Origin of the sequence: Glycomyces sp. YM15, from assembly GCF_016918015.1 — a bacterium.
In the GTDB taxonomy this organism is placed as follows: Bacteria; Actinomycetota; Actinomycetes; order Mycobacteriales; family Micromonosporaceae; genus Glycomyces.
On record NZ_JAERMK010000018.1, the window covers coordinates 58963 to 79710 of the forward strand.

Here is a 20748-nt window from a genome sequence, read left to right on the forward strand (position 1 = left end):
TGGTAATTCCCGTCTTTGGGCGGGGGTGTGGGGGGGGGCGCGGCGGGGCCGCCCGCGTTGCGGGCGGCCCGGCACCCGTCACTTCTCGTTGAGGCTCTTGTAGACCTCGGTGTAGAACCCGCGGGCCTCTTCGCCGCCGTTCGCCATGAACGTCGCGACGATGTCCGGGACGGTGGAGAGCTCGGCGCGGCCGTAGGCGATGTCGTTCTGCTGGTCGTTCAGGACCTGGGCGGCGGACTTGGCCGCGGCCGGGGCTTCGATGCGGACCCCTTCGAAGAGGCTCGGCACGACGTACTCCTTGGCCATCTCGTTGAATTCGAAGTGTGCCTGGACGACTTCGGGGTCACCGGTGAGGAACTTCTGGACCTTGCCGGAGAACTGCTTGAGGTTGACCGGTGCCTGGACGATCTTGCTGCCGTGCTCGGTGTAGACCGGGTTCCCGGAGGCGTCGTACTCGAAGTGATCGCCCTCGACCCCGTACTCCATGAGCTCGTTCTCTCTGGTGCCGAAGGGAGCGGAGCACCAGTTGGCGACGTCGAGGATCTCCTCGACCTGTTCTTTGGAGAGGTCCTTGTTCAGGAAGGTCCAACCGTCGACCGTGGTGCTGGCCTTGAGGGTGGGCTTGCGCCCCTTCGCGCCGAGCGGCGGGAGCGGCGCGATCGCGCCTTCGGCCTTGCCGTCCTTGACCAGGGCGGCGTACTCGTACCAGCGGACCGGGTTCTCCTGGGAGAACAGCGTCGTCCCGGCCACCTGGAGCGCGTGGCCGTCCAGAGTCCCGGTCGGGGCGTCGGGGTGGATGAGCTTCTCGTCCCACAGGGTGCGGCGGAATTCCATCATCTCGGTGAACTCGGGCTTCTCGCAGTCATGGATGAGCTTGCCCTGCTCTTCGTCCCAGGACCAGCCGTCGTCGCCCATGAGACCGAACAGCTGCGGCACGATCCAGTCGACGCCGGCGAAGGCCCACTTGCCGTTCGCGTCGTCGGACCAGGTCCGGCAGGCCTCCAGGAGTTCTTCGACCGTGGTCGGCATCGCGATGCCCGCGGCCTCCATCAGGTCGATGCGCGTGAAGAGGGCGTTGCCCGTTCCACCGCTCATGGTGGAGGGGATGCCGTAGAGACGCGCGCTCTTGGCGTCCGCCGGATCCTCGGACCAGACCGACTGCGCCCACGACTGGGTGGGAAGCCCGGCCAGAAGCGGCCAGCGCTCCGAGATGTCGCCCTTGAGGATGTCCGTCAAGTCGTAGAAGGAATTGACGACGGTCTCGGGGAAACTGGTGTGCGAGCCGAGCATCCAGCCGAAGAGCAGGATGCCGTCGCCGTACTCGTTGGCGTTGAGCCACTGGACCGAGGTGTCGGCGTACGTGTTGCCGTCGGCCTGGCGGAGGTTCATGGTCGTGCCGCCCCAGGCGTCGCGGAGCGCCGCGAAGTAGGTGTCGTCGTTCGACGGGGCCTCGCCCCAGAACGGGACGGTGATCTCATAGGTGCCGGTGCCGGCGGGCACCTCCGTGATGCCCTCGACCGGTTCGGGGTACGAGGTGAATGCGGACGGACTGGCCGGGGGCTCGCCGACCAGGTCGGGCTCGGCCGGGAGGGGCCATTCCTTGTATTCGGGAAGGAAGTCGAAGCCCTCGGTGGCTTGGGTCGAGCCCTCGCCGGTCTTGAGGTCTGAGCAGGCGGCTGCGAAGGGCAGTCCGACGGCGCCGACGGCGCCGAGACCGGCGACCTTGAAGAGGGAGCGGCGCTGCATCGGTGCGGAGGAGGAGTCGGGCATCGTTGGCCTTTCGGTCGTGCTGCCGCGAGGGATGGCCCGGCAGCAAAGGGATCTCTAAATTTGGATATGCCTTCAAACAAACGTTAATGAGGTGAGGGGCCCAAGGCAAGACCCCGGGGTCATAAAGATCAGATGAATCCCAAGCAATATTGGATTGATGCCGATTCGTGACATTACAGGAACTGGGGAAACGCTTCCACACGTGCACCACCACGGAGGAGACATCGGATGCATCGTCACACCACGGTGAAGATCCGGGCGGCAGGGCCAGCGGGCACCTCGACCACCGGCGAACCGTCTTCGGCGCGGACCGTCCACTGCGACGACGCGACCGGGTAGACCTGCTCCACGGTCCGCCCGCGCAGCTCCGGCAGCGCGATCTCGGCCGCCTTGCCCCGCGACCACAGCGCCAGCAGCGACTCGTCGCCCGTGTCCAGGCGCAGCGCGATCACCTCGTCCTCCCAACCGGGAAGCCCGAGCGGCCACGACGGCGTCGAAGCGGCGATCCGGTGCCGCCAGTCCTTGTGGAGCGCAACGGCCTCACACACCAGCGCGGACTGCTCCCCGTTCAGCTCGTTCAGGAACCCCGAGAGGTACAGCCGACCCATGACGCCCGCCGTCATCGCGAACGCCGTCTCCTCCAAACCCATCGACGCGGCCGGATACGCCCAGTTCCCCGCCTGCTCGGGAAGCACGCTCGCCGGCGCCGCCGCCGCGATCGGCGCGTACTTCCGGCAGTCCTGCTGGTCGCTCGTCGACTGCAGGTGCGCCACGGCGAGGATGTTGTAGTCCATGCGCATCGCGCCCGAACCGCAGTTCTCGAACAGCACGTTCGGATGCCGCGCCTGCGCGTCGCTCAACCAGTCGCGGAAGGCCCGCGTATGCCCCAGGAGCCCCGCCCCCGGCGCGGTCGCGTCCACATCGGTGCCCACACCGGAGTTCCTGTTGTAGTCGAGTTTGAAGAACCCGAGCCCGAACTCGTCCACCAGCCGATCCACCGTCCCGTCCAGGTGGGCGCGCGCCGCCGGATGCCGCAGATCGAGCTGGAAGTTCCCCGCCTCGACCACTCGCTCACCGAACCGCCGGAAGAACGCCTCCTCCGGCAACCGCTGCGCCATCGCCGACTCGACCCCCACGGCCTCCGGCTCCAACCACAGTCCCGGCCGCATCCCGTTGGCGCGGATGACATCGATGACCGACAAGAGACCCCCGGCGAACCGCTCGGGAGCCTCGAGCCACTCGCCCGCACTGGTCCACCAGTGGCCGTCCAACGCGGCGAACCAACCCGCGTCGATGCAGAAGTACTCCGCTCCCGTCTCGGCCGCCGACTCGATGAGCGGCAGCAGCCGCTCCGTCGTCGGCCGGCCCATGAGCGTGTTCATGAAGTCGTTGTAGACCACCGGAAGCCGCGCATCGACCGTCCGCAGCTCCCGGATCGCGCGCCGGTACCCGGTGAGCGCCGAGAAGGCCGCATCCCTGCCGCCATCGGCGACGCAGAGACCGGCCGTCACCGAGGTGAACTCCTCGCCCGGAGCCAGCCGCGCGGCGAACTGGTGGTACATGTCGGTCGCGCCGTGCACGCCCACCGTCACCGTGCTCCCGGTCTGCGCCACCTCCCAGTGCCAGCCCGCACTCGTCTCGACCTGCCACGCGATGGAGGGCCCGCCCTCGGCCGCGAGCATGCCCGTCGGAAGGAACGAACCGGTCGACCAGCTTCCGTGGCTCGTCAGCGAGAAGAGCCCGCGCGAGTACTGGCCCCCGTGCATCGCCGGATCGATATCGGGCAGCAGCTCGGCCAGCGGGCGCTGCCGCCAGCGTCCCTCGGCCAGCCATTCGCTCTCGCCCCAGAGAAGATCCTGCGCGCCGTCGGCGGGCACGGCCACGAGCGCGGAGCTCACCGAGAGCAGCACCAGGTCCCGCCCCGACGCGTTGCGCACGGTGTGCCGGATCTGGAGGCCCGGTCCCGCGACGCGGAAGACGCTGATGACCTCGAGGCCGGACTCCGGTGCGCTCTGGCGGATCCGCAGCTCGGTGTCGTCCGATTCGTGACCGGCGTAGCGGAGCCGCTGCCCGGTCCCGGAGTTCATGAGGGTCTGGTGGTTGCGGGCGCGATGCTCGCCGCCGGCGGTGATGACGTCGACGATCGCCCAGGGTGCGGCCGCTGACGGCGCCTCTGGTCCGGTCGCCAGGCGTACGAGCCGCACGGGCCGGTCATCGCGGTGGTCGAACTTCAGGTGGAGCCCGGGGAGGGACCACTCGAAGGCCGGATCCTCGTCGCGATGCAGCGGGGCGGTCGATCCCACTTGTTGCTCCACTCTGGATAAATGTTGATTGATGCGTCAACGAATCAAGCTAGCCGCATGACCGGATGATCACAAGGGGTGAGCACGGAAAAGGCAGATGAATCTGTCCGGCGAGGTGCCGCACCGCAAAGGTCTCAATGCAAAATGTACGGATAAAGCGGAAATATCGGACATACTTTGGCACGCGATTGCCATGAGAGATCCGATGTATCAACGGTTCTCGGGCAGTCGACCAAAGGTCACAGATGAATAAATTAAGTTGTAACGGTTGCCCAAACATTTGACAACCTCCACTGAGATATAGCAGTCTTTCCATATCTCGCTCTCCGGCGACGACACGGAGGCGAGCCGGCATCTACCCACCCCGCACCTACCCGCGGCGCGACCGCGGACCGTCCCAGGTGCGCTGAAAGGGGAACTTCCTTTGATACGCAAGACCATGAGATTGCTCTTGGCGGCCCCGCTCGCCCTCTCCCCGCTGGCCCTCCCGGCCACCTCCCAGGCCCAAGACGCCGAGCCGCAGACCGCCGAGGAGATCGTCGCGGCCATGCAGCCCGGCTGGAACCTCGGCAACTCCTTCGACTCCATGTGCTGCGGCGACGAAGACGCCGACGAGACCACCTGGGGCAACCCCCGGCCCGACGAGCGCTTCTTCGAGTCGCTTCGGGCCGAAGGCTTCAATTCGATCCGCATGCCCGTCAGCTGGAACACCCACACCGGCCCGGCACCCGACTACGAGATCGACCCTAAGGTCATGGCCCGCGTCCAAGAGGTCGTCGACCTGGCGCTCGCCGAGGGCTTCTACGTCATGATCAATACGCACCACGACTCGTGGCAGTACCTCCACAAGCTCTCCGACCCCGAGCAGCACGACGCGGTCATGGCCCAGTTCGACGCCACCTGGGTGCAGATCTCGGAGACCTTCGAGGACTACCCGCAGCAGCTCGTGTTCGAGGCCATGAACGAGGTCGGCTGGGGCGACACCGCCACCACTGAACAGAGCCACGTCCTCATGGCCGAGCTGAACCGCTCGTTCCACGAGATCGTGCGCGGCTCGGGTGGCGGCAACGACGACCGCCTCCTCGTCCTGGAGACGATCTACACCTCCGCCGACCAGGTCCACCTGGACGCCCTCGCCGCCGAGATCGAGGCGCTGGACGACCCGATGCTGGCCGCGACCACGCACAATTACGGCTACTGGCCCTTCAGCGTCAACATCGCCGGAGGCACCAAGTACACCGAGGAGTACCAGGGCTACCTGGAGGAGAACTTCCAGACCCAGGTGGACACCTTCGTCTCCCGAGGCATCCCGGTCATCATCGGCGAGTACGGCCTCCTCGACGGATACGGCCGCAGCGTGGAGCGCGGCGAGTACCTGAAGTTCTTCGAGCACTTCGGCTACCTCGCCCGCACCAGCGGCATCACCACCATGTGGTGGGACAACGGCACGCACTACGACCGTTTCAAGCGCGAATGGCGCGACCAGGAGCAGTTCGACTACATCTCGAGCAGCTGGACCACCCGCTCGGGCACGGCCTCGTCGGACCTCGTGTTCGTCGATTCCACCGACAAGGTCACCGACAAGTCCGTGACCCTGAACCGCAACGGTCTCGACTTCACCGGCCTGTACTTCGGCAACATCGAGCTGAAGGAGGGCAAGGACTTCACGCTGGAGGGCGACACGCTGACCGTCAAGGCGAAGGTCCTCAAATACATCCTCGGCGACCGGGCGGTCGGGACCAAGGCGCAGCTGCAGGTCCGCTTCTCCGCGGGCATGCCGTGGAAGCTCAACGTGATCAGCTACGAGAACCCGGTGCAGGAGGACGCGACCGGCACCGCCGAGTCGGTGCTGATCCCCACCCGGTTCAACGGCGACCAGCTGGCCACGATGGAGGCCGTCTACGCCGACGGCACCGCCGCCGGGCCCCATGACTGGACCACCTACAAGGCGTTCTGGGAGGCCTTCCGGCCGAACTACAAGAACAACACGATCCAGCTGACCAAGGCGCTGCTGGACGAGTTCGACGAGGGCGCCCCCGTGACCCTGAGGTTCCACTTCTGGAGCGGCGCGGTCCTCGAGTACACCGTGACCAAGAACGGTGACGTCGTCACCGGCACCGTCGCGTAACCGCAGTGAACGGACAGGGGCGGCGCTCTCGCGCCGCCCCTGGGCCACGACGAGTACATCTGGGGCGACGCGAACCCCGACGCCACAGTGGCGACCTATCTGGACTGGATGCGCCGGAGCCTGCACGGCGACAACGCCGCCCGCGACCGCTGCCGCCGGTCTGGCCGCGACGGGGGCGATGCTGTTCGCCGGCAACGCAGGCGGAGGTCTTCCGGACGAGCGTGCCTGAACGTCGACCGCTGCATCGGCATCACCGTCTGGGGCATCACCGACAAGTACTCGTGGCGCGGCGAGGAGACCCCGCTGCTCTTCGACGGGAACTACCAGAAGAAGGAGGCCTACCAGGCCGTCCTCGACGCACTCAACGCCGCCTGACCACGCAAGACCCAGGGGCGCAGTTTATCCCGGGCTGCGTCCCCTGTGGCGTTCAAACCTTCGGCTCCCACGGCACGGCGGCGCTGAAGGACGTGCCGAGGAGGCGGGTCAGGTTCCAGTAGTCGTCGTCCGCGGCCGCGTGCTCGCCGAGGAGCAGGTGCGCCGGTGGGAAGGGCCGCCGGGCCCGCAGCTGGGCGATCTCGATGAGGTTGGCGCGCTCCGATTCCGGGTCGACAACGGCCTCCATGGAGGCCAGTGCGCTGCGGAGCGCGGGCTGGAAGGCGTGCTCCTCCCAGAGTCCTTCGATCTCGTCGAGTTCGATCGTGACGAACCCGCCCGGCGCGTCCTCGACGGCTCGCCGCAGCATCGCGGCGTGGTCGTCAAGGGGCCCTTCCGAGGCGAAGAGCCGGTTGAGCATCGGCAGGGCGGCGTCGAGCTGGGCGAGCGCCCGGTCCTTGGCGACCAGCGGTGCGACGGCCTCCACGATCTCGTCCTCTTCGTCGCCCGGCACTTCGACGAAGTCGCCCGTCTCCTCGTCGAACTCGGCGTAGACGGCGTCCGGGTCGGCCTCGATGAGAATCGTCTGGGTGCTGAGGTCGGCCGGGCGGAATAGGGCGAGCCAGAGCAGCGGCACACAGCTGGCGTCGCAGGCGACGACGTCGGTCGCGGGGGCGAAGCCCTCCACCGTGGTCGAGGGGTAGAGGGAGTCCCGGTCGGCGGTGCAGAGGTATGAGGAGTTCGGCATGGCCGGAGCGTATCCGGTGGGTCCGACGCCGCGGCTTGACCTGATATCGACAACTGTCTATGGTGAGTGGAGCGAAACGATCGTCCTCAGTGTCGAAAATTTCGCAACGGGTGCGGTCCGGTCCCCGCCGCGCCCACGCGCCGCCGCCTGCCGTCGCGGCGCGTCCCGGCTCCGGCCGCTCCCTCCATCCGTGAAAACCCGAATCTGGAGTTCGCATGAGACTGAGAGCGCTCACATCCCGAGGTCGCGGCGCCGCCGCGCTCCTCCTCGCCTTCCTGATGGTCCTTTCCGCCCAGCTTCTCGCCCCGCAAGCGGCCCAGGCGCAGACGGGGCTCACCGTGAACCTCGCCTCGAACGCCGGACCCTCCACCGGCGTGGGGCTCGGCTTCCTTTACGGCGTCAACGCGGACGGGTCGCAGCCGCCCGCCTCGCTGCTCGATCCCCTTCGCATGAACGCCTTCCGCGGCGGCGGCCACGTCTCGCGCGGTTGGATCGAGGACGGCTACCACGACGGCCAGGCCACCCAGGCCGTGCTCTCCTCGATCACGTCCCAGGCGCGGCGCTTCACCGCCGCCCCGTACAACGCCCAGTACCAGGCGATTCTCAGCGACATGTACGGCGCTTACGGCGGCCAGGGCGCGAACACCATGTACCCCTGCGACAACGGCGACTGCTCGAACTGGGTGACCTTCCTCGAGACCGTCGTCGGACAGCTCCGCGACACCGGCCTGCCGATCAGCTACGACATCTGGAACGAGCCCGACATCGACATCTTCTGGACGCGCGGGGTCAACAGCCCGCAGTACTTCCAGATGTGGGACACCGCGGTGCGCACCATCCAGCGCGTCGACCCCGACGCCGAGATCGTCGGACCGTCCTTCGCGTACACGCCCGACCGCCGCCCTGAGCAGTGGCAGACCTTCCTCTCCCACGTCAAGGCCGCCGGGACCCTGCCGGACATGATCGCCAATCACACCCTCGGCAACATCGACGACCCGGTGACCGTGGGGCAGTCCACCCTCGCCGCGCTGTCCGCCAACGGCATCCCGGCGCTTCCGATGTCCGCCAACGAATACCAGCCGCAGAACATGCAGACCGCCAACGTCACCGCCTGGTACCTGGCCCGATTCGCCCAGTCCGACTACGACAACGCGATCCGCGGCAACTGGTTCTGCTGCCTCACCCCGAACCTGACCGGGCTGCTGACGCAGACCGGGGGCACCTGGTCGCCCACCGGCAACTGGTGGGTGATGAAGTCCTATGCGGACATGACCGGCACCCTCGTCCAGACCTCCGGCCAGGTGAACGGCACCGCCGTCTCCGCTTCGAAGGACGAGGCCGCCCGCCGGGCGGTGGCCGTCCTGGGGAACATCAACGGCGCCACGGGATCCACTTCGGTCACCTTCAACGGTTTGGCCTCCGTGCCGTGGCTCACCGAGGGCGGGAACGTCCACGTCACCGTCAACCGCATCCCCGAGGCGGCCCCGCTGAGCGCGCCGCAGGTCGTGTACAGCCAGGACGTCAGCACCGCGAGCGGCTCCGTCACCGTGCCGCTCACGATCCAGGACGCCCGCGACGCGTACTCGGTCTACCTCACCCCCGCGACCGGCGGCGGTGGCGGCGACACCGGGCAGCTCCGCTCGGCGGACTCGGGCCGGTGCCTCGACGTGCCGAACTCGACGACCACCGCCGGGACCCAGGTCCAGATCTGGGACTGCCACAGCGGCACGAACCAGCAGTGGACGCTCAGCGACTCCGGTGAACTCTCCGTCTACAGCGGAACGTCGCGGCGGTGCCTGGACGCGTATGAGAACCAGACCACCGCGGGCACGCCGGTGATCATCTGGTCCTGCCACGGCGGCGCGAACCAGCGCTGGTCGCTCCAAGCCGACGGCACGGTCAGGAACTCGCTGTCGGGCCTGTGCCTCGACGTGAACGGCGCGGCCACGGCCAACGGGACGCAAGCGGTGCTGTGGACCTGCCACGGCCGATCCAACCAGCAGTGGACCCTCGGCTGATCAGGCGCTCCGCCCGCCCGCGATGCCGCGGGCGGGCGGAGCGGTGCTGTCGCGCAGGACGAGCTCGGTGGCGATCTCGACGCGGCGCTTGGCCGGCGGGCGGCCCGCCGCCATGTCGAGGAGCGTTGCGGCGGCGGTGGCGGCCATGTCGTGCAGCGGCTGGCGGACCGAGGTGAGCGGCGGGATCATCCACTTCGCCTTCGGCAGGTCGTCGAAGCCGACCACGCTGAGCGCCTCGGGCACGCGGACGCCGAGTTCGGCGGCGGCGTGGTAGACGCCGAGCGCCGATCCGTCGTTGCACGCGAAGATCGCCGTGGGCGGGTCGGGGAGTCGCAGCAGGGTCTTGGCGTGGTCGCGGCCGTCCTCGATCTGGAAGTCGCCCACGCACACCAGGGCCGGGTCGACGGGTACGCCGGCGAGGTCCATCGCGGCGCGGAAGCCGTCGAGCCGGGCACGTCCGGCGAGGACCCGTTCGGGGCCGGTGATGACGGCGATGCGGCGGTGCCCGAGTTCGAGGAGGTGCCGGGTGGCCTCCAGGCCGCCGTTCCAGTTGCTGGTGCCCACCGACGGGTCGTCGTGCCCGGGCTCGCCGGTGGGGTCGACGGCGACGATCGGGATGTCCCTGGCGCGCAAGCGCTCCCGCTGGTCTTCGGTGACGCCGCAGAAGACGGGGATGACACCGACCGGTCGCCGGGCCAGGACGTCCTCGACCCAGCCGCGGCCGGGCACATGGCTGCCGCCGAGTTCGGAGACCACGACGCCGAGGCCGTTCGCTCGCGCGACGGCGCTGACGCCGTTGATGACCTCGACCGGGTAGAGCCCGCGGACCTCGTGGAAGACCAGCTCGATGAGCGGGGCGGGGCGCGAGGCGCGCTTCTGGCGGCGGTATCCGTACTGGCGGATGAGGGTCTCGACGAGTTCCCGGGTCTCGGGCGCGACGTCGAGGCGCCCGTTCACGACCTTGGAGACGGTGGCCACGGAGACACCGGCGCGCGCGGCGAGCTGCGCGATCGTGAACGGCTCGTCGTGCGGCGCCGGGTCGGCGGGAGTGTCGGGGGAGGAGGTCATTCGAGGATTCTAGCTGCGATGGGGCCGAATACTCCGAGTCGTTCCCCGTTCCACTCTTGACAGACATTGAGGGTTATCGATAACTTGTATTCGGAAGTTTCGATTCATCGATCGAAAGTTTCGTCCCTCGGATCGAGCCCCGGCAAGCGAGTGCCCGCCGCGCAGCGGCGGCCCTCAGTACTCGAACAGGAAATCCAATGACGCTGAAATCCGCGCGCCGCCTCATGGCCACCTCCGAATCCCCCGACCTCGCGGTCCTCACCCGGTGGTCCCGCATGCTGACCGCCCTCGCGGTCGCGGTCGTGCTCGCCACGGCCGGGCTGATCGGTCTCGGCGCCGACCGCGCCGAAGCCCAGCCGACCGCCAGCGACTGGTACACCGTGCAGTCGCGCCACTCCGGTCTCGTCCTCGACATCGAGGGCGCCTCGACCGCGACCGGCGCGATCCTCACCCAGTACACCGACTGGAACGGCACGAACCAGCAGTTCCGGTTCATCGACGTCGGCAACGGCTACTACAAGATCCAGGTGCGGAATTCCGGTCTGGTGCTCGACGTCTGGAACTTCAGCACCGCCGACGGCGCCACGATCGCCCAGTACACCGATGTCGGCGGCACCAACCAGCAGTGGCGGGTCACCAGGGACTCGGCGGGCTACTACTCGATCGTCAGCCGCCACTCCGGCAAAGCGCTCGACGTCTACAACTGGTCGACCAGCGCGGGATCCCCGATCGTGCAGTACACCCCGACCGGCGCCACCAACCAGCAGTGGTCGCTGAACCCCGTCGGCTCCACCTGCGGCGCCGACACCGTCCTCGCCGACATCGCCGAGGCCTGAAGCCGATCCCCATGGGGCGGTCGGCGCCGACGAGCGATACCGACCGACCGCCCCGCCCTTCTGCGACGGAAATCTGCGCAGCGCAGCACCACCGGCCTCGCCGCCGACACCTCCGGCGGCGGCATCGCCCGGGAAGCCGACCTCGACTGAGGAGTACCACCGTGAACTGGATCGACGACGCCCTCGAACACCAAGCCAACCGGCGCCGCCTGCTCATCGCGGGCGCTGGACTCGCCGCCGGAGCCGCAGCCGCCGTGTACGCGCCCTACACCCTCGGCCAGGCCGAGGCCCAGCAGACCAGCTACGCGAACCCCGTAGTGTGGCAGGACTTCGCCGACGTCGAGGTCATCCGCGTCGGCGCCGACTTCTACATGACCGCCTCCACGATGCACTACTCTCCCGGAGCGCCCGTCCTGCACTCAAAGGACCTGGTGAACTGGGAGTTCATCGGGCATTCGGTGCCCTCGCTCGACTTCGGGTCGAAGTACGACCTGAGCGGCGGCCGCGGCTACGTGCGCGGCATCTGGGCCTCCACCCTCAGCCACCGCCCCAGCGAGAACCGCTTCTACTGGCTCGGGCAGATCGACTTCGCCCGCTCCTACATGTACACCGCGACCAACCCGGCCGGACCCTGGACCCGCCACGCCGAACTGAGCCGCGCCTACTACGACGCCGGGATGCTCGTCGACTCCGACAACACGATGTACGTCGCCTACGGCAACACCCAGATCTCCGTCGCCCAGCTCTCCGCCGACGGCAGGACCGAGGTCCGCAACCAGCAGGTCTTCTCCACGCCCTCGAACATCGGCACCCTCGAAGGCGCCCGCTTCTACAAGATCAACGGCTCCTACTACATCTTCCTCACCCGCCCGGCCAACGGACAGTACATCCTCAAAGCCTCGTCCCCTTGGGGCCCTTACACACTCCGGCAGGTCCTGCTCGACATGCCCGGCCCCATCGCGGGCGGCGGCGTCCCCCACCAGGGCGGTCTCGTCTCCACGCCCGGCGGCGCCTGGTACTACATGGCCTTCGTCGACGCCTACCCCGGCGGCCGGATGCCCGCCCTCGCGCCCATCACCTGGACCTCCGACGGCTGGCCGCAGGTCCAGACGGTGAACGGCGCCTGGGGGAGCACCTATCCGTTCCCGAGCCTCACCCCGCACCCGGTCCCGCCGCTCACCGGCACCGACACCTTCACCGCCGCGACCCTGGCGGCGAAGTGGGAATGGAACCACAACCCCGACAACACGAAATGGACCACCGGCAACGGCCTCCGCCTCCAGACCGCGACCGTCACCAACGACCTCTACTCGGCCCGCAACACCCTCACCCACCGCATCCAGGGACCGAGCTCCACCGCCACCGTCGAACTCGACCTCGCGTCCATGAGGGACGGCGACCGTACCGGCCTGGCGATGCTGCGCGACGCCTCCGCCTGGATCGGCGTCCGCCGCGACAACGGCGTCCTCCGGGCGGTCATGTGGGACGGCCTGACCATGGACTCGAACTGGAACACCACCGGCACCGGCACCGAACGCGCCACCGCCGACCTCTGCGACACCCGGATCTGGCTGCGCGTCAAAGCCGACATCCGGCCCGGCTCGGGCCGACAAGCCCAGTTCTCGTACAGCACCGACGGCGCCGACTTCGTTCCCCTCGGTTCGAACTTCACGCTGGGCAGCAGCTGGACCTTCTTCATGGGCTACCGCTTCGCCGTCTTCAACCACGCCACCCAGGCCCTCGGCGGCGCCGTCACCGTCAAACGCTTCGAGGTCGCGACGCCCTGATACGCGCGGCGCCGCAGCCGCCGTCGCACCCGGCATCGGCGGCGAACCCCGCCCGGTCGCACATGCTCGAAGCCGCACGCGGCACCGGGCGGGGTTCGCCGTGCCCACGTCACCGTGAGCGCTCACATTTCGGGAGGGCCGTCGACCGAGGAAGCGATCCCATCGCAGCCTGTTACGTTGCGATGCATGGAACCCCTGAACGTTCACCACGAAGGCCGCACCCTCCGCGGCACCCTGCACCTCCCGCAGTCGGGCCCGGCCCCCGCGGTCGTGCTGTGCCACGGCTTCTCCGGCACCCGCACCGAATTCGGGCACATGTTCGTGCGCCTCGGCAAGCGACTGGCCGAACGCGGCATCGCCGCCTACCGCTTCGACTTCGCCGGCGGCGGCGAATCCGACGGCGACTACGCCGACATCACCGTCTCCGACCAGGTCGCCCAGGCGCTGGCCGCGCTCGACGCGGTCGGCCGACACCCGGGCGTCGACCCCGAGCGGCTCTCCCTGCTGGGCATGAGCCTCGGCGGCCTCACCGCCTCGCTCGCCGCCGCGAAGCGCCCGGTCCGCTCCCTCGCCCTCTGGGCCCCCGCCGCCGTCGCGGTCGACGCCGAGGTCAACCGGCGCCGCCAGGCGATCATCGCCGAGCACGGCTACGACGACTTCGGCGGCACGCCGATCTTCAAGCGCTACGCCGATGACGCCGAGACCATCGACGCCTTCGCCGACGCCAAGGGCCACACCGGTCCCGTGCTCCTCGCCGCCGGCACGGAGGACCACGTCTTCGGCGACCACGTCTTCGACGGCTACCAGGACCTCTACGCCGACCGGCTCGAATACCACCGCCTCGACGGTGTCGGCCACGGCTTCGAGACCGTCCCGGCCCGCGAACACCTGCTCGACCTGACCGAGTCCTTCCTCCTCCGCCACGCGTGAACCCGTTCCTCGTGCCGGGTGCGCCCGGCACGAGGAACGGCGGCCGTCACGCGACGGCAGTGCCCTCGAGCTCGACCATCTGGCCCGAGACCGCCAACCGCGCCACCCCGAGCATCGTCGTCGCGGGCGACACCCGCGCGGCACCGAGCCGCGCCGCCAGCACCCCGTAATGCGGGAACAGCAGGTCCACATCCGTCGTGTACACGTTGAGCCGCACCAGGTTCGCCAGCGACATCCCCGCCGCCGCGAGCACCGCCTCCAGATTGTCGAGGCTCAACGCGAGCTGCCCCGCCATGTCGCACTCGTGCCGCGGCTTGCCGTCCGCGTCCATCGCGGTCTGCCCCGAGCAGTACAGGGTCCGGGTGTGCCCGGACACGAGCTCGCCCTGGTTGAACCCCAGCTCGAGCGACCAGTCCACCGGGTTGACCGCGGTTCGTTCCATCGCCACAACGGCTCCATTCCATGCGCATCGGGCGGCCCCTTGCCGCCACCGGAACGAGCTTCGCAGCGAATCACGACATCCTGTGTCAGATATTCCCGTAGAGTCTCCCCATGCGCGCCGACCGACTGGTCTCCCTCGTCCTCCTCCTGCGCCAGCGCGGCCGGATGACCGCTGAAACCCTCGCCCGCGAGTTGGAGGTCTCCACCCGCACCGTGCTGCGCGACATCGAAGCGCTCGCTTCCGCGGGCGTCCCCGTCTACGCCGAACGCGGCCGCCACGGCGGTTTCGCGCTCCTGCCCGGCTTCCGGACCGAGCTCACCGGGCTCAACCACGAAGAGGTCCTTGCGCTCCTGACGGCCGGGTCGGGGCGCGGCGAGCGGGCGTTCGGCCTCGGCCCGGCGCTGGCCTCGGCGCTGCGGAAGGTGGTGGACGCCTTGCCCGAGAGTCACCAGGCGAGCGTGGGCGATGCGGCGAGCCGGTTCCTCGTTGAGCCGGAGACGGATCTGCTCTCGCGGCGGCCGTCCACGGAGGCGGTGCCCGAGGCCGTGATGCACGAGGTCAGGCGGGCGGTGCTCGCCGGGCGGCGGCTCCGCCTCCATTACGCGGCCGCCGGTGAGGCGCCTGAATGGCGCATTGTGGACCCGCTCGGCCTGGTCACCGTACGGGACCGCGCCTACCTGCTGGCCACGCGCTCAGGCGAGGACCGCACCTACCGGCTCTCGCGTTGCCTCGCGGCAGCGGTGCTTCCTGAACCGGCCGAGCGGCCCGACCGGGTCGATCTGGACCGGATCTGGCAGGAGCGGTGCGCGGGTTTCCTGTCCGAGGGCCATCTCATCGTGCAGGTCCGCGTGTCCTCAGAGCGCCGGGACGATCTCTTGAATGCCGCGGTGGCCGTCCGCGCGGAGACGCCGGAGCCGGACGGTCGACTACGGCTGGAGGTCACCTATCAGGACGCGGAGCACGCCGAATGGGCGCTGTGGCAGCTCGGCGCGGACGCGGAGGCCCTTGCCCCGCAGTCTTTGCGCGCCGCACTGCACACCCGTGCGGCGGCTCTCGCGGCCCGGTACCGGTGATCGGGTCATCGAGGCGGAGCGGGCATCGGGACGGGCAGGTCGAGCTCGCCGTTGTCGACGAGCCAGCGGAGCGATTCGAGGACGGCCTGCTCCGGTTCGTACGCGGGGGCGTAGCCCAAGCGGGACTTGGCCTTCTCGATGGTGAAGCACTGGCTGCGGTCGAGGTGGCCCCATGAGGCGTCGGCGTGCCCGGGCTCGGTGCTCGCGCGGAACTCGTCCCAGGTCACGGATTCGAGGGTCGCGGTCTGGCCGAACCAGGCGGCGGCGATGCCTGCGTAGCCGCGGACGCTGAGGGCGGTGGGGGCGACGATGTTGAAGTCCTCGCCCGCGGCCGCGTCGCGGTTCGCGATGGCCAGTTCGAAGGCCTGGGCGAGGTCGTCGGCGTGGACGTGGTGCATCATCTCGGTGCCGCTGCCGGGCACGCGGAGGGTCTGCCCGTTCGCGATGGCGGTCCAGACGGCCGGGTCGAGGTTGCCGAGCGGGCCGATCGGGTGCCAGCCGGGGCCGACGATGTGCCCGGGGTGGATGGTGGTGGTGACCAGGCCGCCCGAGGCGGTCTCCTGCTTGAGCATCCGCGCGATGCGGTCCTTCTCGACGCCGTACTCGTCGAGGGGCGGTTCGGTGGAGTCGGCGCCTTCGGCGATGGGGAGCTTGCGGCTCCTGCCGTACCGCCAGATGGAGCCGCAGTGGAGGAGGTGCGCGACGCGGCCGCGCAGCGCCTCGACGAGCGCGGTCGCGGATTCGAGGGTGAAGCAGACGAGGTCGACGACGACGTCCGGTTCGAGGTCGAGGACCGTGGCGCCGAAGGCGCCTTCCGCGTCCTGCCGCTCGCGGTCGGCGACGACCTGCCGGACCTGTTGCCATTCGGGCGCGTCGACGTAGGCGCTGCTGGTGCCGCGGCTGATGTTGACGACTTCGTGCCCGGCGCGCACGAGGCGCGGTACGAGGAAGGTGCCGATGTGGCCGGAGCCGCCGATGACGACGATGCGCATGCTGTGGTTCTCCTATCGGGTCGCGACGCGGCGAAGTGTACCGGCGACGCGAGAGCCCTGCCAGGTTCTAGTCGCCGAGCGCCTGCGCGAAGTCCGCGACCAGGTCTTCGGCCGCTTCGATACCGGCCGAGAACCTGATGTCGGCCTCGGACGGGCCCGGCTCGCCGAGCGGGGCATGGCCGGCCGCCGCCGGGCGGGTGACGAGCGATTCGACGCCGCCGAGGCTCGATGCCGCGTACGGCAGCCGCAGCGATTTGACGAGCACCTCGGCCGCCGCGGCGCCGCCGTGTGGACGGAACGACAGCACCGAACCGTACCCGTCGAACCACGCGGCGGCACGCTCGTGGTCGGGGTGCGACGCCAGCCCGGGGTAGCTGACCTGCGCGATCCTGTCATGCGCCGCGAGGTATTCGGCGACGGCCATGGCGTTGGCGTTCTGCTGGCGGACCCGCAGCGCGAGTGTCTTGAGCCCGCGCGAGAGCAGGAACGCCGCGTGGGGGTCGAGGGCGGACCCGTAGGCGTTGAGCACCGAGGCGACGCGCTCGATTCGTGCGCGCGACCCGGTCACGGCCCCGGCGGAGAGGTCGGAATGCCCGTTGAGGGCCTTGGTCGCCGAGTGGCAGACGAGGTCGAAGCCGATCGTGTGCGGCTGGAAGACCACCGGTGTCGCGAGCGTGTTGTCGATGATCGAGGTCAGGCCGTGCTCGCGCGCGAAGCCCGCCGCGCCCGCGAGGTCGCCGACCCTGATGTCCGGGTTGGTGATGGTCTCGGTGAGGAACGCCTTCGTATTGGGGCGCAGGACTTCCCGCCACGCGTCGGCGTCGCCGGGGTCGACGAGGTCGAAGGCCCAGCCGAGCCGTTCGGTGTGCTCGGCGAGGAACTGCCGAGTGCCGCCGTAGAAGGCCCCGGCGGCGATGAGGTGGTCGCCGGCGCCGAGCGCACTGTGGAGCGCCGCGGTGATCGCGGCCATCCCCGACGCGGTGGCGACCGCGGCCTCCGCGCCCTCGAGCGCCGCGAGCCTGCCGTGCAGGTGCCGCTGCGAAGGGTTGGTGCCGAGCCGGATGTACGGCATCCCGCCGCTGGTATCGGCCTCGAACACCGTCCCCTGGTAGATCGGGAAGACCACCGAGCCGCCGCGGCCCGGCCGCGGTTCACCGCCGTGCACCGCGAGGGTCTCGAACCGGGTTCGCCTGTCGCTCATAGGGCTGACGCTACGGTGGCGCCCAAGCGCGATCAACGAAATGTCCTTAACTTTCGCTTACGTTCCGCCCAGCGACCGGACCCGAGGAAATCTGCGATAGCATGTATAATATATTAAATATTGAAACTCGAGGAGGCGCGATGACGCGACTGTTCAACGACCCGGCGGTGTTCGCCGACGAGATGATCGAGGGGTTCGCCGCCGCCGCGGCCGCCTGGGTCCAGCCCGTGCCCGGCGGGGTGGTCCGATCCACCCGCGCGGCAACGCCTTCCGTCGCCGTCGTGATCGGCGGCGGTTCCGGCCACTACCCGGCGTTCGGCGGGCTCGTCGGCTCGGGGCTGGCGCACGGCGCCGCCATGGGCAACCTCTTCGCCTCCCCGTCCGCCCAGCAGGTCCACTCGGTCGCGAAGGCCGCCGACCAGGGCCGCGGCATCCTGCTGGCCTACGGCAACTACGCGGGCGACGTGCTCAACTTCGATGAGGCCGAGGCGCGGCTCACCGCCGAAGGACACGACGTGCGCACCGTCGTCGTCACCGACGACATCTGGAGCGCCCCGAGCGAACGCAGACACCAGCGCCGCGGCATCGCCGGCGACCTCGCGGTCTTCAAGATCGCCGGAGCCGCCGCCGAGGCAGGATACGACCTCGACGAGGTCGAACGGGTCGCGACGCTCGCGAACGAGCGCACCCGCTCCTTCGGCGTCGCCTTTTCCGGCTGCACCCTCCCCGGCGCGAGCGCACCGCTTTTCACCGTGCCGCAGGGAAAGATGGCCGTGGGGCTCGGCATCCACGGCGAACCCGGCATCGACGAGATCCCCGTGCCCACTGCGGACGAACTCGCCGCCATGTTCGTCGCACGGCTCCTCGAAGAGACGCCCGAAGGCGCCGGCACCCGCGTGGTCCCGCTCCTCAACGGCCTCGGCGGCGTCAAGTACGAAGAGCTCTTCGTCGTCTACCGCGCGGTGAACCGCCTCCTCGCCGAGCGGGGCCTGCACGTCCTCGAACCCGAGGTCGGCGAGCTCTGCACCAGCTTCGATATGGCCGGATGCTCGCTCACCCTGCTGTGGCCCGACGTCGAACTCGAACGCCTCTGGACCGCACCCGCCGACGCCCCCGCCTACCGCAAAGGCATAGCGCCGCAACACGAACGCGTCATCGTGCCGACCCATGCCGCCGACCCCGACGCCATCCCCGTGGGCAGCCCCGAATCCCAGCGCACCGCCGCCATCGTAGGCGCCGCCCTCGACGCCATGGCCGAGGCGATCGACGCCGCCGCCGACGAACTCGGCCGCCTCGACTCGGTCGCCGGGGACGGCGACCACGGCATCGGGATGCGGCGCGGCGTGAACGCCGGCCGCGACGCCGCCCGGGCCGCCATCGCCGCCGGAGCGGGAGCGGGCACCGCCCTCACCCGCTGCGCCGACGCCTGGAGCGCCCGCGCGGGCGGCACCTCCGGTGCGATCTGGGCCGCCATGCTCCGCGAACTCGGCGGGAGCCTCGGCGACGACACCGCCCCCACCCGCACCGACGTCGCCGCGGGCTGCTCCCGTGCCCGCGATGCCGTCATGGCCTTCGGCAAGGCGCGCGTAGGGGACAAGACCATGGTCGACGCCATCGTGCCCTTCGCTGAAACCCTCAACGCCGCCGTCGCCGACGGCCGCCCCCTCGCCGACGCCTGGTCGCACGCCGCCCGGGCGGCCCAGACCGCCGCCGACCGCACCGCCGATCTGGCCGCTTCGCTCGGCCGCGCCCGCTCGCACGGCGAGCGGTCCATCGGCACCCCCGACCCGGGCGCGATCTCCTTCGCGCTGCTCACCCGGACCGTCCACACGGTCCTCGCCGAACCCCAGGAGGAACAATGACGTGGCGCTTGATCGTCGGCAGCGACGACGCCGGCTTCGAATTCAAGGAGGCCGTCAAACACGACCTCGGACAGAACGGCCTCGTCTCGAGCGTCCTCGACGTCGGCGTCGTCTCGGACGACCACACACCTTACCCGCAGGTCGCCGTCGAAGCCGCCGAACGCGTGGCCCGCGGCGAAGCCGACCGCGCGATCCTCTTCTGCGGCACCGGACTCGGCGTCGCCATCGCCGCCAACAAGGTCCCCGGCATCCGCGCCGTCACCGCCCACGACTCCTTTTCGGTCGAGCGATCGATTCTCTCCAACGACGCCCAGATCCTCTGCATGGGCCAGCGCGTCGTCGGCATTGAGCTCGCCCGCCGCCTCGCCCGCGAATGGCTCACCTACACCTTCGACGAGACCAGCCACTCCAAGGCCAAGGTCGACCGCATCCGCGCCTACGAGAGCCGCTGACGTGCCCCTCCTCATCGGTACCAGCCTCAAGCTCTACTTCGGACGCGAACGCACCAGGGAGTGGAGCTGCGCCGTGATCGAGGCCTGCCGGACCCACCCGGCCGTCGTCGCCGAATGCGTGGAGCCGTTCATCGTGCCGAGTTTCCTGTCGATCCCCGAGGTCGCGGCGCTGGCCGAGGGCACGCCGGTGCGCGTGGGCGCGCAGGACGTGCACTGGGAGGAAGGCCCCTATACCGGCGAGGTGTCGGCCCCGCAGCTGCGGGACTTCGGCGTCGAGCTGGTGGAGATCGGCCACGCCGAGCGCCGCCGCCTCTTCGGCGAAACCGACGAGACGGTCGCGAAGAAGGTGCGGGCCGTGCTCGCCGAGGGCCTGGTGCCGCTGCTGTGCATCGGCGAGGCCGAGCGCTGCTCGGCGGCCGAGGCGGCGCTCCGATGCGTCTCGCAGCTCAAGGCCTCGCTCGGCCCGGCGCTGAGGGAGGGGTTGCGGGGCCGCGTGGTCGTGGCGTACGAGCCGGTGTGGGCGATCGGCGCGGCCGAGCCCGCGCCAGAGGCGCACATCAGGGCGGTCTGCACGGCGCTGCGAATCGAGCTCGACCGGTCGGGGCCCGCCCCCGACTCGGCCGTGATCTACGGCGGCAGCGCGGGCCCGGGCCTGCTCGGTCGGATCGTTCCTGCGGCCCAAGGCCTCTTCCTGGGCCGCTCGGCACATGACCCGCGGGCGATGGGCCGTATCCTCGATGAAGCACTGGAACTGACATAGGAGGCC

General features: G+C 69.6%; 16 protein-coding genes and 1 pseudogene. 10 read left to right on the forward strand and 7 right to left on the reverse strand.

Annotated elements, in window-relative coordinates:
- Nucleotides 1-78 precede the first annotated feature (78 nt).
- Nucleotides 79-1770, reverse strand: a complete 1692-nt coding sequence (locus tag JHY01_RS19085) for an extracellular solute-binding protein (protein WP_205327268.1) — start codon at nucleotides 1768-1770, stop codon at nucleotides 79-81.
- 236 nt (nucleotides 1771-2006) lie between these two features.
- The gene (locus JHY01_RS27855) at nucleotides 2007-4073 is read right to left on the reverse strand and encodes a glycoside hydrolase family 36 protein (RefSeq protein ID WP_205327269.1); all 2067 of its coding nucleotides are present in this window, start codon (nucleotides 4071-4073) and stop codon (nucleotides 2007-2009) included.
- Nucleotides 4074-4512: 439 nt separating this feature from the next.
- Between JHY01_RS27855 and JHY01_RS19095 the strand changes: the two genes are divergently transcribed.
- Nucleotides 4513-6201, forward strand: a complete 1689-nt coding sequence (locus JHY01_RS19095; protein WP_205327270.1) for a cellulase family glycosylhydrolase — start codon at nucleotides 4513-4515, stop codon at nucleotides 6199-6201.
- 219 nt (nucleotides 6202-6420) lie between these two features.
- Nucleotides 6421-6576, forward strand: a pseudogene (locus tag JHY01_RS28175) (endo-1,4-beta-xylanase); the annotation flags it as partial.
- 52 nt (nucleotides 6577-6628) lie between these two features.
- Here the strand turns inward: JHY01_RS28175 and JHY01_RS19105 are convergent.
- On the reverse strand, nucleotides 6629-7321 hold the full coding sequence (locus JHY01_RS19105; RefSeq protein ID WP_205327272.1) for a hypothetical protein: 693 nt from the start codon (nucleotides 7319-7321) through the stop codon (nucleotides 6629-6631).
- Between the two features lie 215 nt (nucleotides 7322-7536).
- Between JHY01_RS19105 and JHY01_RS19110 the strand changes: the two genes are divergently transcribed.
- Complete coding sequence (locus JHY01_RS19110) at nucleotides 7537-9339, forward strand: RICIN domain-containing protein (protein WP_205327273.1); 1803 nt, start codon at nucleotides 7537-7539, stop codon at nucleotides 9337-9339.
- On the opposite strand, the gene JHY01_RS19115 is transcribed toward JHY01_RS19110, so the two are convergent.
- Nucleotides 9340-10407: a LacI family DNA-binding transcriptional regulator gene (locus tag JHY01_RS19115; protein ID WP_205327274.1), complete on the reverse strand. Its 1068-nt coding sequence runs from the start codon at nucleotides 10405-10407 to the stop codon at nucleotides 9340-9342.
- A 197-nt stretch (nucleotides 10408-10604) separates the two neighbouring features.
- On the opposite strand from JHY01_RS19115, the gene JHY01_RS19120 reads away from it, so the two are divergent.
- The 3 genes from JHY01_RS19120 (at nucleotide 10605) to JHY01_RS19130 (ending at nucleotide 13960) form a co-directional block, all read left to right on the forward strand.
- Nucleotides 10605-11243 (forward strand): RICIN domain-containing protein, encoded by a 639-nt coding sequence (locus JHY01_RS19120; RefSeq protein ID WP_205327275.1) that lies wholly within the window; start codon nucleotides 10605-10607, stop codon nucleotides 11241-11243.
- Between the two features lie 161 nt (nucleotides 11244-11404).
- Nucleotides 11405-13030 carry a glycoside hydrolase 43 family protein gene (locus JHY01_RS19125; protein WP_205327276.1) on the forward strand — a complete coding sequence of 542 codons (1626 nt, stop codon included), beginning with the start codon at nucleotides 11405-11407 and terminating at the stop codon, nucleotides 13028-13030.
- A 114-nt stretch (nucleotides 13031-13144) separates the two neighbouring features.
- Complete coding sequence (locus JHY01_RS19130) at nucleotides 13145-13960, forward strand: alpha/beta fold hydrolase (RefSeq protein WP_307814500.1); 816 nt, start codon at nucleotides 13145-13147, stop codon at nucleotides 13958-13960.
- 46 nt (nucleotides 13961-14006) lie between these two features.
- Here JHY01_RS19130 and JHY01_RS19135 read toward each other — a convergent pair whose 3' ends face one another.
- The gene (locus tag JHY01_RS19135) at nucleotides 14007-14402 is read right to left on the reverse strand and encodes a RidA family protein (protein ID WP_205327278.1); all 396 of its coding nucleotides are present in this window, start codon (nucleotides 14400-14402) and stop codon (nucleotides 14007-14009) included.
- A 110-nt stretch (nucleotides 14403-14512) separates the two neighbouring features.
- Between JHY01_RS19135 and JHY01_RS19140 the strand changes: the two genes are divergently transcribed.
- Nucleotides 14513-15475 (forward strand): YafY family protein, encoded by a 963-nt coding sequence (locus JHY01_RS19140; RefSeq protein ID WP_205327279.1) that lies wholly within the window; start codon nucleotides 14513-14515, stop codon nucleotides 15473-15475.
- A 5-nt stretch (nucleotides 15476-15480) separates the two neighbouring features.
- On the opposite strand, the gene JHY01_RS19145 is transcribed toward JHY01_RS19140, so the two are convergent.
- A complete protein-coding gene (locus JHY01_RS19145) occupies nucleotides 15481-16467 on the reverse strand; it encodes an NAD(P)-dependent oxidoreductase (protein ID WP_205327280.1) in 987 nt (328 codons plus the stop codon).
- 67 nt (nucleotides 16468-16534) lie between these two features.
- The gene (locus tag JHY01_RS19150) at nucleotides 16535-17668 is read right to left on the reverse strand and encodes a PLP-dependent aspartate aminotransferase family protein (RefSeq protein ID WP_205327281.1); all 1134 of its coding nucleotides are present in this window, start codon (nucleotides 17666-17668) and stop codon (nucleotides 16535-16537) included.
- 140 nt (nucleotides 17669-17808) lie between these two features.
- Between JHY01_RS19150 and JHY01_RS19155 the strand changes: the two genes are divergently transcribed.
- From JHY01_RS19155 to JHY01_RS19165, 3 genes are read left to right on the forward strand one after another with little or no spacing between them, the layout of a single operon-like run.
- Nucleotides 17809-19530, forward strand: coding sequence for a dihydroxyacetone kinase family protein (locus JHY01_RS19155; RefSeq protein ID WP_205327282.1), 1722 nt, complete (start codon nucleotides 17809-17811; stop codon nucleotides 19528-19530).
- On the forward strand, nucleotides 19527-19982 hold the full coding sequence (locus tag JHY01_RS19160) for a ribose-5-phosphate isomerase (protein ID WP_205327283.1): 456 nt from the start codon (nucleotides 19527-19529) through the stop codon (nucleotides 19980-19982). The genes JHY01_RS19155 and JHY01_RS19160 overlap by 4 nt, the downstream gene beginning before the upstream one ends.
- Before the next feature lies 1 nt (nucleotide 19983).
- Nucleotides 19984-20742 (forward strand): triose-phosphate isomerase family protein, encoded by a 759-nt coding sequence (locus tag JHY01_RS19165; RefSeq protein WP_205327284.1) that lies wholly within the window; start codon nucleotides 19984-19986, stop codon nucleotides 20740-20742.
- Nucleotides 20743-20748 lie beyond the last annotated feature (6 nt).